This window comes from Paenibacillus chitinolyticus (assembly GCF_045038035.1).
GTDB classification, from domain to species: Bacteria; Bacillota; Bacilli; order Paenibacillales; family NBRC-103111; genus Paenibacillus_F; species Paenibacillus_F chitinolyticus_A.
The window spans coordinates 1,771,159-1,788,248 of sequence record NZ_CP173427.1 but is presented as its reverse complement, the minus strand read 5'-3'; the positions used below and the strand labels follow the sequence as shown (position 1 = coordinate 1,788,248).

The 17,090-nt window shown below is 61.3% G+C and carries 7 protein-coding genes; all 7 read right to left on the bottom strand.

Annotation, left to right across the window (positions count from 1 at the left end; genetic code table 11):
- Window positions 1-59: 59 nt before the first annotated feature.
- Entirely contained in the window at window positions 60-848 is a 789-nt protein-coding gene (locus ACI48J_RS08145) for a formate/nitrite transporter family protein (RefSeq protein ID WP_326057411.1), read from the bottom strand.
- Window positions 849-964: 116 nt separating this feature from the next.
- Window positions 965-1,300, bottom strand: coding sequence for a nitrite reductase small subunit NirD (nirD, locus tag ACI48J_RS08140; protein ID WP_326057409.1), 336 nt, complete (start codon window positions 1,298-1,300; stop codon window positions 965-967).
- Between the two features lie 54 nt (window positions 1,301-1,354).
- Window positions 1,355-3,790 carry a nitrite reductase large subunit NirB gene (nirB, locus tag ACI48J_RS08135; RefSeq protein ID WP_405082414.1) on the bottom strand — a complete coding sequence of 812 codons (2,436 nt, stop codon included), beginning with the start codon at window positions 3,788-3,790 and terminating at the stop codon, window positions 1,355-1,357.
- A 340-nt stretch (window positions 3,791-4,130) separates the two neighbouring features.
- Entirely contained in the window at window positions 4,131-7,766 is a 3,636-nt protein-coding gene (locus ACI48J_RS08130) for an AAA family ATPase (protein ID WP_405082413.1), read from the bottom strand.
- A gap of 15 nt (window positions 7,767-7,781) precedes the next feature.
- Window positions 7,782-8,969, bottom strand: a complete 1,188-nt coding sequence (locus ACI48J_RS08125; RefSeq protein ID WP_405082412.1) for an exonuclease SbcCD subunit D — start codon at window positions 8,967-8,969, stop codon at window positions 7,782-7,784.
- Between the two features lie 79 nt (window positions 8,970-9,048).
- The gene (gene addA / locus ACI48J_RS08120; RefSeq protein ID WP_405082411.1) at window positions 9,049-13,488 is read right to left on the bottom strand and encodes a helicase-exonuclease AddAB subunit AddA; all 4,440 of its coding nucleotides are present in this window, start codon (window positions 13,486-13,488) and stop codon (window positions 9,049-9,051) included.
- Complete coding sequence (addB, locus tag ACI48J_RS08115) at window positions 13,485-17,069, bottom strand: helicase-exonuclease AddAB subunit AddB (protein ID WP_405082410.1); 3,585 nt, start codon at window positions 17,067-17,069, stop codon at window positions 13,485-13,487. The genes addA and addB overlap by 4 nt, the downstream gene beginning before the upstream one ends.
- Window positions 17,070-17,090 lie beyond the last annotated feature (21 nt).

Sequence of the window (17,090 nt, the reverse complement as noted above, 5' to 3'; positions counted from 1 at the left end):
GTTTGAAATCAGGGAGTTTTCCGCGCTTGCGGGGCTATGCCTGCTGCGCTTAAGTCAGTTTACAGCTTTCCGTCCGCCCGTTTCACAGGCGAGATGAAGTAATACAGCAGCCCGACAAACACGGCCCCGCCGACGATGTTCCCCAGCGTCACCGGGATCATGTTGTGGAACCAGCCGGCGAGGGTAACCGTTTCGGGATGCGGGAGAATCAGGGCCAGCCCCAGCACCGTCATATTCGCCACGCTGTGCTCATACCCCGATGCGATAAAGCCGTACAGCATCCAGAAGATGAGAATCAGCTTCGCCGTGTCCTCTTTGGCTCTCATCGAAGTCCAGATCGCCAGACAGACGAACCAGTTACATAGAATTCCCCGGAAAAACAGCTGCGTGGCGTCCATGTTCATTTTTTTGGCGGCGATGGTCATTAACAAATGGTCCGGCTTAATATTGGCAAACACTCCGGCACCGACGACCAGCAGAACGAGGACCATGGCCCCCGTCAGGTTCCCCAGGTAGCACCAGAACCAGTTGACGAGCGTATCCTTCCACGTGACTTTGCGCGAAAGCGTCCCGATGGTGAAATACATGTTGTTTCCCGTAAAAAGCTCCGATCCGGCAAAAATCACCAGGGTGAGGGCCACTCCGAACGACAGGCCCATAACCGTTGTCGTAACCGGCGATTTTGCGGCAAACAGCGGGGCCCCCACGGAAAAGATAAGCACGATGCCGAGTCCTACGTAAGCACCGGCCAGACCCGCCGCCGTCAGGTAGCGAAGAAGGCTTTCGGAGAGAAACTTCTTTTTCTGCGCCGCCGCGGCGGCCATTTTTTCCACGGTTTCAGTAAACATTATGCGTCATCTCCTCACGGGTTGAAAACAGAACAGGTTAAGCCGGACGAAGGATGTTCCGGATAAACCTCTCGTGCGTACAAGCCGACAGGGCGGAGCCACGGCCGTAAGGGGCATCACAGCCCTATCCAGACATGCTCCCCGTCGAGTTTCACCGGATAAGTTTTCACCTGTCCCGTATCCGGCGCCTGTACTTTACCGTCCAGCAGGTTGATTTTCCAGTCATACAGGGGATCGTAAAGCAGGTCCCCCGATATCATTCCTTCGCAGAGCGGACCTCCTCTACGGTGAGGACTCCGGTTCTGAAGCGCGAAGAGACGGCCGTCGGTCAAATGAAATACGGCGATTTCTTCTTCTCCCACGAAAACAGTCTTTCCCAGCCGGGCCGGAAAATCACCTTGTCTGCCGATGCAAACGTAGGTTTCCGGTTTTTCCTGAAGCTGTCGGTTCATCGATTTCTCCTCCTTTGGGGAGCTGCTTGGCAGCCCCTGTCTGTGCGATGCGCTTTATTCCGTCGGCGGCCCTGCCGGCACGTTGACACCTTCATACAGCTCCTGACGCAGCTGGCGGTCGCCGATCACTTTTTGCCAAGGATCGTGCGCGCGTGTCAGGGCGGTCTCCATGCGGTTTACAAGCTCCCGCCGGTTCGCTTCATCCGTTATCGCATGGTTCTGGATATAAGCCAGACCCAGCCGCTCAACCCAATCCGACGTTCTTTCCAGATAATTGGCGGTTTCCCGGTAAAACTGGATCAGCGACGAGGTAATCTCCAGAAGCTCCGCATCCGTCTTCACCTTTGCCGCAAGATCGGCAAGCCGCGGTTTAATGCCCCCATTGCCGCCGACGTAAATCTCCCAGCCGCCGTCATTGCCGACGATTCCGACATCCTTGGTGCACGATTCCGCACAGTTGCGCGGGCAGCCGTTCACGGCCATTTTAAACTTGGCGGGCATGTCGATTCTTTCGAATTTCTTCTCCAGCAGTTGTCCCATCCCCATCGAATCCTGGGTGCCGAACCGGCAGAAGGTCGAGCCTACGCACGTTTTGACCGTCCGGAGCGCTTTCGCGTACGCGTAGCCCGATGGCATACCGAGTTCTTCCCAGACTTTCGGCAGATCTTCTTTGCGAACGCCCATCAGGTCGATCCGCTGTCCGCCGGTCATTTTGACGGCACGGACGTTATATTTCACGGCCACATCGCCGATCCGTTTCAGCTCTTCCGCCGAGCTTACGCCGCCGTACATCCGCGGTACGACCGTATAAGTGCCGTCCTTGTTGATGTTCGCATGCAGTCGCTCGTTGACGAATCTCGATTCTTTTTCGTCCACGTAGGTTTCCGGCCACAACATCGTCAAGTAGTAGTTGAGCGCAGGCCGGCACTTCGAGCAGCCCTCGGGGTTGCTCCAATTCAGAGCGGCCATGGTCTCGCGGATCGTCGTCAGCTTCCGCTCACGCATGGCTGCGACAATTTCATCCCGGCCGAGCTGCGTGCAGCCGCAGATACCATGGGCCGCTGTGCCCGCTTCGTAGCCGTCGCCCAGCACGCCGGCCAGAATCTGCTCGACAAGCGGCTTGCAACCTCCGCACGAGCGGCAAGCTCCGGTGCAGGCTTTCACTTCGTCGACTGTTTTCAGTCCCTGTGCGCGGACGGCTTCCACGATGGTTCCTTTCGTCACCCCGTTGCAGCCGCATACGATATCCTCGTCGGCCAGAAGCTCCGCCCCGCCGCCGCTTTCCTCTCCAGCAGAAATTCCCATCAGGACGGCGTGCACGTCTTCGGTCATTTCGCGGCCGCTCCGTATCCACTGCTGAAGCTGGGTCGCCTGGCTGACATCGCCGAACAGCACGCCGCCTACGATCCGGCTGCCGCGGACGAGCACCTTTTTATACACGCCTCTCCAGTCATCCTGCATTTTGACGATCGTAAGATCCGGACGATCCATAAACTCGCCGGCCGAGAATACGTCCACACCCGATATTTTCAGTTTGGTGGCCAGCACCGTTCCCTCGTAAGGAGCCGTCCGCACCCCGCACAAATGCTTGGCTAGCACGCTGCCCTGTTCAAAAAGCGGGGCGACAAGCCCGTAGCATACGCCGCGGTGCTCGCAGCATTCTCCGACGGCATACACGTCCTGCGCCGAGGTCCGCATAAAATCGTCCACGACGATTCCGCGATTGACTTCCAGGCCCCCGGCCGCGGCCAGAGCGCTGTTCGGCTTAATTCCCGCCGCCATGACGACAAAGTCCGTTTCCAGCGCGGTTCCGTCCGTAAACGCCAGCCCTTCGACACGCACGCCGCCCGTGAGTTCCCTCGTCTGTTTCCCCGTCGCGAACCGCAGTCCCTGGCGCTCCAGCTCCGCCCGCAGCATCCCCGAAGCCGCCGGGTCCAGCTGGCGTTCCATCAGATCGTCCATCAGATGAACGACCGTCACTTCCATGCCCAGCTTCAAAAGGCCCTTGGCCGCTTCGAGACCGAGGAGGCCGCCGCCGATGACGGCCGCCTTCCGATAAGTCCGGGCCGCTTCCGTCATCGCTTCGCAGTCGGCAATATCGCGGAAACCGACGACTCCCTCCTTATCCGCCCCCGGAACCGGCAGAATGAACGGCTTCGAGCCCGTCGCCAAAATCAGGACGTCGTAGGGAAGGACATCCCCGCGGTCGGTCGTGACCGTTTTGGCCGTCGTATCCAGTGCCGTCGCTGTCGTCCCCGTCAGAAGCTCAATGTCGTTTTCCCGGTACCAGCTCCAATCGTTCAGGACGATTTCATCCGTCGTTTTGCTGCCCTCAAGCACATAAGAGAGCTGAATCCGGTTGTAATTCGGGTGAGGCTCGCTCCCCACAATCGTTATATCAAACAAGCCGGTGTTGATTTTTAAAATCTGCTCGATCACACCCACGCCTGCCATTCCGTTTCCGATAAGCACTAATTTTCTGCAATTCATTGCCTAACGCCCCCTGCCTTGGTCGATCTTTAAAAAGCTCCACTTGTGAAATTAAGCACATACTTAGTATAAACGTCTCCGGCGCCGGTCAGATGTGAGAAAAGTCACAGGACGGGAAGCAGATGTGAACATCGCTTGAAAGAAACGCGAACCGAAACTGCCGCCATGCAAAAAAAGCACATCCGTACCGGTAAACCGGGAATGTGCTTTCTTTATCGGATTCCGTGGACAAGCCAAGATACCGTTAAATCGTATTTATTTGAAAACAGCCGTTCTACACGCCTAAAAACGCAGGCAGCGCACTGCAGAGCCGCCGTCAGCCATATGCGCCCCGTCGGCCTTAATGCAGCTCCAGCCTTACCCGGCTGCCGCGACCGGACGGTTCGGCCGGCTCGACGATCAGCTTGCGCGGCAGACGAGCCCTCAGCTCCGGCACGTGCGAGATAACGCCGACCGCAAGCCGGTCCATGTGGAGCTTCTCAAGGGAGGTGACCACCATATCCAGCAGATCCTGGTCCAGGGTACCGAACCCTTCGTCCAGGAAGAAAAATTCCAGGGGCACCTCGCCCTTGAGCTGGATCTGCGCCGACAAAGCGAGCGCGAGCGCGAGCGACGTCAGGAACGTTTCGCCGCCGGACAGCGTGCCGACCGGGCGCTTCACCCCGCCGGAGCCGTCGTCGCGGATCACGAAGCCGCCGCCGGAGTCCACCTCGATCGCGTAGCGCTGCCGGGTGAGCTGCCCGAGCCGCTGCGAAGCGGCCCGGCTCACCTGCATCAGCTGCTCCTCCGCGAGGAACTCGACGAAGGCGTTCGCTTTCAGCACGGACTGCAGCTTCGCCAGCCGACCGTGCAAGGTCTGCTGCGCGCTGCGCCGCTCCTCAAGCCGGCGCCACTGCTCGTGCTTCGCCTGCAGCTCCTCGCAGTCGCGTTCCGCCTTGGCGCGGACCGCAAGCGCGGCCTCGTCGCGCTCCTGGGCTTCGCGCAGCCCGAGCAGCATGCCGGTCCAGTCTTCTTCGCTGACCGTCCGCCCGGCAAGCTGCTCCCGCAGCTGCGCGAGCCGGGAGCGGAGCGCCTGCTCGCGTTCGCGGTGACGCCGCGCCTCCGCGCTCCACTCGGCGCGCTGCGCTTCGGCGACGTACGCGCTCCGCACGGCGTCGGCATCCGCGAAGGAGGAAGCCTGCAGCGCGCGGTCCAGCCGCTCCCGCGCCTCTGCGAGCTGCCCGGCGGCAGATGCGGCGGCCTGTTCGGCCGCGCTGAGCGCCTGGGCCGCCTCCTGCTGCTCGCGGCGGGCCTGCTCGTGCGCGAGCCTGGTTTGCTCCGCGCGGGTGCGCAGCGCGTCGAGCTCGGCCTGAGCCGCCGCGATCTGGCGCGGCACCGGCTCGCCGCCGACGCGGTCGTGCAGCTGCTGCGCCTTCTCGGCGGCGAGCTGGGACAGCCCCTGCAGCTTGGTCGCGAGCTGCAGGGCGGTTTTGTCGAGCTCCGCCGCCTCGGTGCGGAGCTGCTCGATCTTCGCCAGCACCCCGTCGATGAACGGGATGCTCTTCTCGATGCGGCCGCGCAGCTCTTCCGCCTGGCGCTCCTGCTCGCCCAGCTGCTTCAGGCGGGCCTCCACGGCGTCCAGCTCCAGGCCCCGGGCGCCGAACCGCTCTCGCCAGGCGTCTTCCCGGCCGCGGATGCTTTGCTCCAAAGCCTGCGCTTTGGCTTCGTCGGCCTGAAGGGCCGCGCGCTGCGAACGCAGTTCCGCCTCGGCGGCCTGCATGCCGGCTTCAAGCGGCTTCAGCCGTTTCAGGAGGGCTTGGAAGCCCGCTTCGAGCTCTGCCGCCAAACGGCCTATACGCGCGGTCTCCGATTGCGGCCGCTCCAACGCGGCCAGCTGACGCAGCGCCTCGTCCGCAGAGATTCCGGCTTCGTCCTGCCGGATACCGGCGGTAGCAGCGAAGCTCCCTGCCGCAGCCGAGGACACAGCCGCTTCCGGTATGCCGTCGGCTTTGCCTCCCCGGTCCGCGGAATCTGCCGGGGACTTATCAGGCGGCAGCTCCAGATCCGCTTGAACCGCCGCAGCCGCTTCCGCCAGCATGAGAGCCGCTTCTGCGGCCGCATGGCCGGTCTCGCCCCTTGAAGCGGAATTGGCGGCAGGCTTGTGTGCTGCGGCCTGGGCGTGATCCGTTCCGGCGCGCTCGTGCTCAAGCGCCCGCTTGGCGAGACTATCGAGGCCGAATACGTGACGGTCCGCCTCCATTCCGGCTTCCCGGATGGCGCGAAGGAGCGTTTCGCATTCCTCTGCGGAAGGGAGAGCCTTCTCCGCCTCCATCTCTTCTTCGCGGTAAGGAGCCGGATGCTCCACAGCGCCGCACACGGGGCAGGGCTGCCCTTCGTGCAGTTCGTGTGCCAGCTTCCCGGCCAGATTCCGCAGCTCGCGCTCGCGGTCTTCCCGTTTGCGGATCTGAAGCAGCGCGGCCGCCGCTTCTTCCTGCTTCGCCAGACGTTGACGCAGCTGCAGAGCTTCCGTCCTGCCGGCGCCGAGTTCACCGAGCCAGCGGGCAAAGTGTTCCGTCCAAGCGGTCAATTCCCCGGCACGGACCGCCAGCTCGCGCTCCCCGGCCTCCATCGTCCGGCGTCTTCCGCCGGTCTCCTGCCGGAGTTCCTGAAGCTGGCGCTGCTGCATATCCAGCTCCCTTTTGGCGTCCCACGCTTCTTGGAGAAGGCTGCGCTGCTCGTAGCCGACCTCTACGCTTTTCAGCGCTTCTTTCAGCTCCGCCTGCTTGCCCAGCGCCTTTTCCTTCGTCTCCTGTTCCTTGCGGAATGCCTCTTTCACCGCGGAAAGCTGTGAAAGCAGATGTTCCTCGCTCGCTTTGAGGCCTTCGCACTGCTTGTGAAGGTCGGCAAGCTGACGCTCCTGCTCCAGTGCTTGGTTCAAACGCTCCAACCGGATCAGCAGCGGCTCCTCGCTTCCAGCCAGCTCCTGCCGGGCCTGCTCGGACGCCTGCAAGGCCGTGTCTAATTTCACTTCGGCCAGGCTGGAGCGGCCCCTTGCCTGAGCGATCCGCCCCCGGTGCTCCGCCTCCGCTTTCGCCGAAGCTTCCGCGTGCTCAGCATAAGGACGCAGCTTCTCCGCTTCCTCCGCGCGCTTCAGGTTATCTTCGCGCTGCCGGATTTCCGGCTCTTCTTCTTCGGCTTTGCGAAGCTCCAACTCCGTCTGACGCTCATCCTTTTGCACGCTTACAATCTGCTTCATTTCTTCGTAACGGGCGGACGCCTGCTGAAAAAGCTTGCGCTGGACGACGGCATGCTCTGCCGCCTCCTTCAACCTTTCACCGGCCTGGGCCAGCGCTTCTTCGGATGCGTCTCCCAGTCCCTGCTGCTCGGCGGCGATCTGTTTAAGCAGGCCGTCGGCTTCTTTCAGCCGTCCGCTTACGCGCGCGCTGAGATGATCGCCGTAAGCCTCAAGATGGAACAGCCGCTGAAGCATCTGCCGCCGGTCTTTGCCGGTCAGCGAAAGAAATTCGGCGAATTTCCCTTGAGGAAGCACCACGGCGCGGGTAAAATCCTGCATGGACAACCCGAGCACCTGATGGACCCGGTTGGTTACGTCCGTGGATTTATCGGCCAGTACGACCGGTTCATCCCCACTCATACGGACAAAACGGCTTACGGTATTCGTAACCGAAACGTCCGAGCCTCTCTTGAACTGGCGGTCCACCCGGTACCGGACGGCGCCCGCAGGATGGCTGAGTTCGAAAGTGAACGAGACCGCCAGCGTATTCTCGGCATGGTTCATAATCCCCTGCGTACCGCCGGAGGCCCGTTCGACTTTGCCGTAGAGCGCCAGCGTCAGGGCGTCCAGAATGGACGACTTTCCGCTTCCCGTCGGTCCGAAAATACCGAACACGCCGGCATCGCACAATTGCGTAAAATCGATTTCCTGTGATTCCCGGTAGCTTTGCAGACCGGACATTTGCAGCCGTATCGGACGCATACGTTTCGCCTCCCTTTATTCGGCCTGCTCCGGGCCGTCCGAATGATCCTGCAGCAGCTCCATAAAGAGCTGCACGAGCTCGGGCTCGGGCTTGGCCCCGCCCGTCTGCCGTTCGTAAAACCGGCGGAACAGCTCGTCCACCGGCAGACCCGCGCTTGACAGCAAGGCTGCTTCTTCCTCGGCTTGCTCCAGCTGCGGATAGACCGGTTTGATATGAATAAACCCGCTGTGCGCCTTGCGCAGGGTTTGAATGTCGTGCAGCGACATCGCTTCCGCGATGTGGATTTCCAGGTCGATCCACGCGTTTGCGTCCCGCCCATCATCCAGCCAGCGGTGCACCTCCGCCAGCCCTTCCTTCGCTTTCCAGTTCACCAGAGGACGGCCGGATGTCAAATAGATTTCTTCAATCGAGGCCGGTTCTCCCGGTTTGACGTCCAGAACGGTCAGCGACTTGGCTTGACCCGCTTCGGAAAAGCTGTACGCAAGCGGGGAACCGCAGTAGCGGATGGGGCTCTGCGCTTTAAGCGTCTGCGGACGATGCAGGTGGCCGAGCGCCACATACTGCGCGCCGACATCGAGTGCCGATGTATCGACCGTGTACGCTCCGCCGACCTGAATCGGACGCTCCGATTCGCTTTCTTTTCCCCCGAGCACGTAAATGTGGCTCATGATCAGGTTCACGGTGTCGGGACGAAAGCCCGCCGTTTGAGCCTTGACCAGCTCGCCTACCCGCTCGGAGTAAGCTCTCCTGAGCACTTCTTCGCCGGCGTCGTCGCTGAGCAGCTCGCCCAGCCGCGACTCGGACGGATACGGCAGCGCAAAAAGTTTGGCCGTTTCGCCGGTTCTCGGAATCCCGATCTCCATCAGGCCCGCTTTCGGCAGCCCGATCAGAGAGATTCCCTGCGCCTTGGCAATCGGGGAAGACGCACCCAGACGGTCCGGATGATCGTGGTTGCCGGAAATGACGACAACTTCCCTGCGGCCGTCCTCGGCCAGCCTGGACAAAGCGTCGTAAAAAAGCTGCTCCGCAGCGGCAGGCGGATTGACCGTGTCATACACATCTCCCGCCAGCAGCACGAGATCGATATTCCCTTCTCTGACAATGCAGACGAGTTCATCCACGAAAGCAACCTGTTCCTCAAACCGGCTCCGCCCTTCCAGGGTCCTCCCCAAGTGCCAGTCACCGGTGTGCAGTATGCGCATACCTATCCCCCAAATCTGATTGTATCTGTAAAAACGGCCGGCCCGCCTTTATCGAGCGGGTTTGTCCGGCCTCTTCCATTCAAATTTCCACCACGTGCCCGCCGTCAAAGAAAAACAGGTAGGTTCCCGCAAGCTTGCGCTTCCAGATTTTTTCCACTGCCTGTCCGTACAAGCCGAGCTGGATCCGGTATCTTTCCCGAAGCGCTTCGAGGCCGACGTCTTTGACACGGTCGGTCTTGTAATCGAGCATAATCAGATTGCCGTCCGATTCGAACAGGCAGTCGATCACACCCTGCACAAGCACCGTTTCCCGGCGGGTCGACGCATCCGCATTCGGGTAGACACGGCCGGCGGGAAGCCCCAGGCTGAAAGGCACTTCACGCCAAACCCGGGTAGAGGCGGCAAGCTTTAGGCCGATGTCCGTCCGGAAAAAGCCCGCAAGGACTGTCGTATCCACCGCTCTTGCTTGAGCCGGGGTAAGCAGTTCCTTGTCGATCATTTCCCGGATAACAGCTTCCACCGCTTCCGGCGTCACTTCCTTCAGCGGCATATGCTGCATGACGGCGTGAAAAACGGTCCCCCGCTCCGCAGAGGTCAATTTCTTCTCTTCCATAAAGCGGGGACGCCGCAGAAGCGACGTTCTTGCCGAAGAACCGGCCGAAGGTGTACCGGGTACGGCGGCACCGGAAGTAACTTCTCCGCTTGTTTCACCGGACGGATAAATCGGATTGCCCGCTGTTTGCGTGCCTTGTGTCTCTTGCGGCTCCCGTACGTCCCATGCGTCTGGCGTCTCGGCCGCTTCCCGCTTCCGCCGCTCTTCCGCCTGTATGGGCGCAGGGCTGTCCATAAAAGTCGTCAGAGGAAAAACCGAATTCCCTCCGGTACGGTTCCCTTCCGTATCGCCCGGAAGGGCCGGCGTACCGGGAAAATGCTCCCCGTTCAGCCGGGACGCTTCCGACGCCCCCGCCAGTTTCAGCAGACGGGTCGGCAAAATGAGTCCGCTCCCCGGGCTCGGCATCAGCTCGGCCGACGGAATTTCTTCGTGATCGGAAGCCGTACTGCGGTCTGCCTGCCTTTTCAGCTCGGAAACGGACGTTTTGGAAAAATAAGCGGTCGCCTGGGCAAACGGATACGTCCACGACAGCGATTTCGCAAGCGCAACGTCCCATTCCCCGGTAAAAGTCGGCACCTTGTTCAGGTGTTTCAGCGCCTCCAGCCGGTCCGCCTGAATCGTGACGGATTCGTCGGCTTTCCCCATGGCCGCCAGCTCCTCGGGCGCAATCACTTCGAAGCGCCACTTGGAGCCGTCTGCCGCCAGTGCCGGAGGACTGTGATCCTGAAGCCCGGCTTTCTCTCTCCACAAAGACGCATCCCGGTGCCGCATGAGTGCGGGTCCCAGCCAGTCCAGGTAGCTGCGCGCACGCGCGACTTCATCGTCCGGAAGCGGCCAGCTGTTCTTCTCCAGGTGCCGGCCCCAGCCCTGGAGCTGCTTGTCCAGCGAGCGGACCGTGCCGAGCAGGAACAGCTTCTCCCGTGCCCGGGTGAGCGCCACGTACAGGACGCGCAGCTCCTCGGCAAGCGTCTCGATGCGCATCCGGCGCCGGATCGCAAGCTGCGGCAGGGTCGGATAGCCGACCCGCAGCTTCGTATCCACAAAGCGCGGACCGAAGCCCAGTTCCTTATGGATCAGGAACGGGTCGAGCAGGTCGCGCTGGTTGAACATTTTGCCGAGTCCGGCTGCGAAAACGACCGGAAACTCGAGTCCCTTACTCTTGTGGATGGACATGATCCGCACGACGTCTTCCTGCTCGCCCAGCGCCCGGGCGGTCCCGAGGTCGCCTCCGGTGTCCTTCATCCGCTCGATAAAGCGGAGAAACCGGAACAGCCCGCGCAGCGAGGTGTTCTCGTACTGCCGCGCCCGGTCGTAAAGCGCCCTGAGGTTCGCCTGGCGCTGCTGCCCTCCGGGCATCGCTCCCACGAAATCGAAGTAGCCGGTGTCTCCGTACACCTTCCAGATAAGACGGGCGAGCGCCCCCTGCCGGGCTTCGCTCCGCCACTCTTCCAGGCGCCGCAGAAAGTCTGCGATTTTACCGCGCAGTTCTTCGTCCGGCTTCCACTCGCCGGCATCCTGCAAGCCGCTTCCGCTCTCCGCGTTCCCCAGAGGACGGACACCTTGGGCATAAGCCCGGACCGCCTCGTAGAACGGGATATTTTTGCCGGAAATACGCAGGGAAGCCAGTTCATCCGCCGTCAGGCCGACGATCGGTGAACGGAGGACGCCCGCAAGCGGAACATCCTGATACGGGTTGTCAATCACTTTCAGCAGCGAGAGCATGACTTCGACTTCCGTCGCCGTAAAATACCCGGTATTCAAATCGGCATAAGCCGGGATGCCAAGCTGCCTCAATTCCTCAATAAAAATCGGCGACCACTGCTGGGTAGCGCGCAGCAGAATGACCATATCCCGGTACGTGGCGGGCCTCATGGAGCCGGACCGCTTATCGTACACGAGGTAGGGCCGCCCGTCCTGCGGACTCAGCATGGCCTGTATCTTGCGGGCGATCGCCCGGGCTTCCATCTGGGCGGTTTCCAGCTCCTGGCCTTCCAGGATGCCGCCCGGCTCGCCCTCCTGCTCCTCGGCTGAAATCTCCACGGCCGCTTCCTCCGCATCGCTCTCTTCCCCGTCTGACGCCTGTGCGGCTGCCGCACGGTCGATGAGCATCATTTCGACGGACAAGTTCTGGCCTTCGGCCTCCGGATAAGACGCGCCGTTCACCAGCTCCGCCCGCTCGTCGTAAGCAATGTCGCCGACGCCCTCATTCATGATCTGCCGGAAAATAAAGTTGACGGCATCGACTACCTCCGCCCGGCTTCTAAAGTTCCGGGCCAGGTCGATCCGTCTTCCCGGACCGCTGCCGTCCCCGGTGAAGCTTTTGTACTTCTCCAGAAAAAGCCCGGGCTCCGCCAGTCGGAAGCGGTAAATGCTCTGCTTCACGTCGCCGACCATAAATCGGTTGCCCGGGAGCGGTTCGGCGATCAGTTCGACGATTGCTTCTTGGACGCGGTTCGTGTCCTGATACTCGTCAAGCAGCACCTCCGCGAACTGCTCCCTGTATTCGAGCGCCGCCCGCGAAGGGATCAGACGATCCGGCGCAGACTCTTCGGCGCGCAGAATGCGCAGGCAGAAATGCTCCAGATCGGCGAAATCGACCAGACCTTTGGCGGCCTTGGCCTTGCTGTAACGCCCTCCGAAGTCGATGACGAGATCGACCAGCGCGTGAATGACGGGCGCCATTTCCCGCGTTTCCTCCAGAAACCGCTCCGGCGGCCGCCCGAACAATTCTTCCTGGAGGGAGGTGATGCGTTCCTTGGCCCGGCTGCGCAGCTGTTTCACCTGCTCCTGGAGCTGCGGGTCCACTTCGTCTTTCTTGCACGGCTTGAGCTTCCCGAAAGACACGGACTGAAACGCGCTGAACAGAATGTCCCACGGATAGTTCTCGGCTATGTCCGCAAGTCCCTCGACCATGGTCAGATCGTCCTGCACGGCAGTCGCGTAAGGAAGCGGGCCGCCCGGCTGACCGGTGATTTCGAGAGCCTGCTTCAAGAGTTCGGCGGTCCCCTGAAGCTCCAGACGGACATCGTCGGTGAGGCCCTTGAGCCAGAATTCGGCTGGCGCGCCTCCGCCTTCCCCTTCGTTTTCGTTCCGTTCAGCGTTATCCTTACTGTCCGCCGCATTCGCCAAAGCGGCTTCCTCCGCAGTTCCGACATCAGCCGAATTCGAAGCCGCAGCCGCTTCCGCATAGCCTTCGCTGACTTCCGCCAAGGCGGCCGTCCGCTCGTCTTCACCGGAAGCATCCCTTCCCGTGATCAGCTCGTAGTTCTTCGGTCCGAACATCAGCGCCATCTCGCGCAGCCAGTGTTCCGGCCACGGGTGACTGCGCGACTCGTCGTACAGCTTCTGGATCAGCAGATGGAGGGGAACATCGCTGCGCTCGCCGCCAAATGTATCGACGAGCCGCCAGAACGGGCTGTCTTCTCCGCTTTCCCCGTAGTACTGTTCCATCATTTCTTCGAGCTGGTCGTGCCGCATCAGCTCCGCTTCCGTTTCGTTGGCGATGCGGAACCCGGGATCGAGCCGAATCAGGCTGTAATGCCTGCGGATAACTTCCAGACAGAAGGAATGGAGGGTCGTCACGGAAGCCCGTCCCATCAGGGCAAGCTGCCGCTTCAAGTGCTGAGAGTCCGGGTTTGCCGTCAGCTCTTTTTCCAGCGCCTCGCGTATTCTCTGCTTCATTTCGGCTGCGGCTGCTTTCGTAAAGGTCGCGACCAGCAGACGGTCCACATCCAGGGGAGAAGCCTCGTCGGAAATGCGGCGGATAATCCGCTCGACCAGTACGGCCGTTTTTCCCGAGCCGGCCGCTGCGGCCACAAGCATGTTTTGCCCACGCAGGGCGATGGCGTCCCACTGCTCATCCGTCCATGTGGTTCCCGGAGGCTTCGTTCTCGGTGTCGTTGTCATCGGTTCTGCTCCTCCTTTCCGCTTCCCGTCTCTTTCCTGGTAAGCTCGGCCCAGACGCGGTCGCGTCCGATTTTGGCCAGATGCTTGGGCTCGTTGCCGTCCAGCGCGGGATCAAATTGGCACACCGCCTTGTAAGAACAGTGCTGGCAAGCCGTCTTATTTCCCGTCCGGTAAGGGGTGATATCCACCCGTCCTTCCGTAATCTCCGTACCGATATCGCGAATCCGGTCCCGCACATAACCGCGCAGGGTATCCCACTGCTCTTCCGAAGCGACGGAGGACGATTTATAAAAGCCTCCATCCTTGGACAAGGCGGCCGGTACCAGCTGGGAGTGGCCCGCTGCGCCCGCAAGGTCGCTGTCCATCATTTTCACGACTTCCGGATCGGCCATAAGGAGCCCTTTCATCTTGTACCGCTTGCGCAGTTCTTTCTCTACGTCCTGGACGGTCATGCCGTTCGTAAACTGCAGCAGGGGATTGTGCACATGAAAATACAGCACCCCCGCCGGTGTGGCGCTCATGCCGAGCCATTGGGGCGCATGAGTTAAGATCACGTCCAGATACGTGAGCATCTGAAGGGATAAGCCGTAGTAGACGCTGGACAAATCCAGCGCGGTAGGGCTTGACTTGTAATCGATCACGCGAAGCAGCAGACCGCTGTCCCCCTGGGCCTGGTCCACTCTGTCGATCCGTCCGATAATTTCCATCGTGCAGCCGTTGTCGAGCTGGAAGGTCAGGGAGGGCAGCATGCCGCCCGGTCCGAAATCGATCTCCAGCCCCACCGGTGAAAACCGGCTGCGCTTCGCGTGTTCGCCGAGCATGACGGCCGCCTTGCCCACGACCTGCTTCAGCTTGTGGGAAATATACCGGTACCGCTTCGAGCTCAGCAGAATTTCGCCCTGCAGCCGTGGCGCAAGCCGGTCAACGACGTCGGATGTCCGGCGGTAGGTTTCTTCCGTACTCAGGCTGGCCCAATCGACCTTGTCCTCCTGCAGCCCGCGCACGAACAAGTTGAGCGCACCGTGGAACAACTGCCCGATATCCGGAGCCTCCAGACGGAATACCCTGCGCTCTTTGAGTTTGAGGCCATGCGTCAGGAAGTGGGCGAACGGGCACGCCACGTAGCGCTCCATCCGGGAGACGCTCGCACGGAGATGACGGCCGTACAGGAGACGACTCGTTTCCCGTGGCAGCTTGTCCTCCCGGTTGGCATACAGCAGCCCTTGAACGAGGCGGTTCATGCTGCCCTTCCACTCCGGCTCCCCCGCAAAATAATTGTAGGTGCCCCACCACAAGTCGCCGATGGCCGCCCCTCTCATCCACTGCTTCAGCTGGACGCCGAGGTAAGACATCGCCCGCGAGGGGTTTTGCATATAGGAAAGCTGTTCCTCTGCGGACATAAGCGGCGAAGGCTCGCCCATCCACTGGACCTCGCGCAGCTCGGGAAATAGTCCCTTCACTTGGCGGATCAGCTCCGAGGGAAGCAGCGATTTGCCTTCTTCATCGGCAAGCGGGTAAGACAAGGACAACCGCCGGCTCGGGACGGCCAGCGAAGAGTAGATCAGGAAGGACTCGTCCAGCAGCCTCCGGCGATTTCCGTCCGCCATCGGCAGCCCCGTCTGAAGCAGCAGCTCGCGTTCCGCTTCCGCCAGAACGCCGTCTTCCGTCGGCGACGCCGGAATGACCCCGTCGCTGACGCCGAGTATGAAGGCGTACCGGATTTTCATCGAACGGGTACGATCCATGCTGCCGACAAGCACCTGGTCAAGCGCCGGAGGAACGAGGCCGAGCTTGATGCTCTCCAGCCCGGTTTCCAGCAGCTCGCCGTACAGCTCCGCCGATATTTCTTCCTCGCCCATCAGCTCGACCAGCTGATCAAGCAGATCCATCAGGCTGCCCCAGATCTGGCTGTGCTCCCGGGCTTTCTCCGGCCGGCCGTCTGCGGCCGCCTCCGCATACCACTGCTCCAGCCGTTCCGGCGCATGCACGTCTTCCAGAAGCTCGTACAGCGCCTGCGTTCTCGACTGGACCGTTTTGGCCCGCTTGAGATTTTTCTGGAAACTCAGCAGCGGCTCCGCCACCCATTCCCGGGTCTGCTGAATTTCCTGCAAGTAAAGCTCCTCCGCCTCATTCGCCGCCGTCTCTTCGTCTTCCAGCGAGGCCCTGCTGCGGTGAGTCCACGGCTTGCCGTCGGTCCACCGGTTTCCCTGGATTCCGTAGGAAAGCACGTAATTTTCGAGGCGGTCCATCGCCGCCCTCTGCTCCGTCAGCGTCTTCGCCCCCGCTTCTTCGGCGTCCCCGTTCCAAGGCAGGAGAAGGTCTGTTTTTACGCAGCGGAATACCGCATCGTAGCCCCAGTTATGCAAAACCGTTTCCAGTGCCGAGCGGATGAATTCCGCAAGAGGGTGATGCAGCACCGTTCTTTTCTGGTCAAAAAAGTGCGGAATCCCGTAATCGGTAAACGCGGTCTCCAGCAGATCCTCGTAGTCCGCCATGTTGCGGACCATCACGGCCATATCCCGCCAGCGGACTCCCTGTTCGCGGGCCAGCCTCGTCATTTCCCGGGCCACGCCTTCGGCTTCGGCCCTGCGGTTGACGGCGGCGTAAAGCGAAAGCTGCTCCCGCTCGCCGGGTCCGGCCGGAAGATACGGGCTGCCGTACCGGCCGATGCGCTGCTCGAACGAGCTCTCCAGGTGGGCGAGCATCGGACTGGCGGCGAACCGGGGCGACAGGACAGGCTGTACGGACACGGTCTCCGCCGGCCCGGCGCCTACGGCATCCACCAGCTCCTGGAGCTGCGCCATCGTACGTGCCGTCGGGTGGAACAGGTCCAGCTCGTCCGGAATCTCTCCGGCATAATAAGGCCGGTCCACGCAGAGCGACACCGTGGTCCCGGCTCCGTGCTCAAAAAGCCCCTTTACCACCATCAGCTCCTGGGGCGTAAAGCCGTGGAACCCGTCGATCCAAATCTGCGCGTCTCGAACGAGCGCAGATTGCCCGAGCTCTTCGGCCAATTTGGCCAGCGTTCCTTCCCCGTCGAGATACCGGAGCGAAATTTCGTGTTCGAAAGCCCCGTAAATCAGTTGGAGATCCCGCATTTTATCCCGCAGAAGCTGCTTTTTGCTGCCGAGAAAATCGTCGTACCTGTCCACATGTTCACGGAGACTCTCTCCCGTCACGCAGTAGCGTCTCCACTCCGCGAACAGATCGTTCAGCCGGTCGACGAAGCCCGTCTGCTCGTACACCGAACGGTAGAAACGCAGGTCGCCTTTCCGCTTATGTAAAAGCTTGTGCAGAAGAAGCTTTTTCCCTACGTCGTCAATAGGCTGGCGGGCCGTTCCGCCTCTCTCCTGCATCACCCTCCAGGCCAGACGGCGGAAGCTGAGCACCTGCGCGCGTATCGTTCCGCCTACATCGGGATGATCGACAAGCGCCAGCTCCGTCTGGAAAGTCGCCTGCTCGGGTACGATCAGAATCAAAGGCGGCCCCTCCGGCCGCTGTTTTAAGTTCTCTATGATTTCATCCATGCAGAGCTTGCTTTTGCCGCTCCCTGCACGGCCGGTTATAAAACGTACGGGCATGTCGGGTACGCCCCTTTCACC

Coding starts and splice junctions, on each gene's coding strand:
- ACI48J_RS08145 (WP_326057411.1), bottom strand. CDS start 848: ATGTTTACTGAAACCGTGGAAAAAATGGCCGCCGCGGCGGCGCAGAAA.
- nirD (WP_326057409.1), bottom strand. CDS start 1,300: ATGAACCGACAGCTTCAGGAAAAACCGGAAACCTACGTTTGCATCGGC.
- nirB (WP_405082414.1), bottom strand. CDS start 3,790: ATGAATTGCAGAAAATTAGTGCTTATCGGAAACGGAATGGCAGGCGTG.
- ACI48J_RS08130 (WP_405082413.1), bottom strand. CDS start 7,766: ATGCGTCCGATACGGCTGCAAATGTCCGGTCTGCAAAGCTACCGGGAA.
- ACI48J_RS08125 (WP_405082412.1), bottom strand. CDS start 8,969: ATGCGCATACTGCACACCGGTGACTGGCACTTGGGGAGGACCCTGGAA.
- addA (WP_405082411.1), bottom strand. CDS start 13,488: ATGACAACGACACCGAGAACGAAGCCTCCGGGAACCACATGGACGGAT.
- addB (WP_405082410.1), bottom strand. CDS start 17,069: ATGCCCGTACGTTTTATAACCGGCCGTGCAGGGAGCGGCAAAAGCAAG.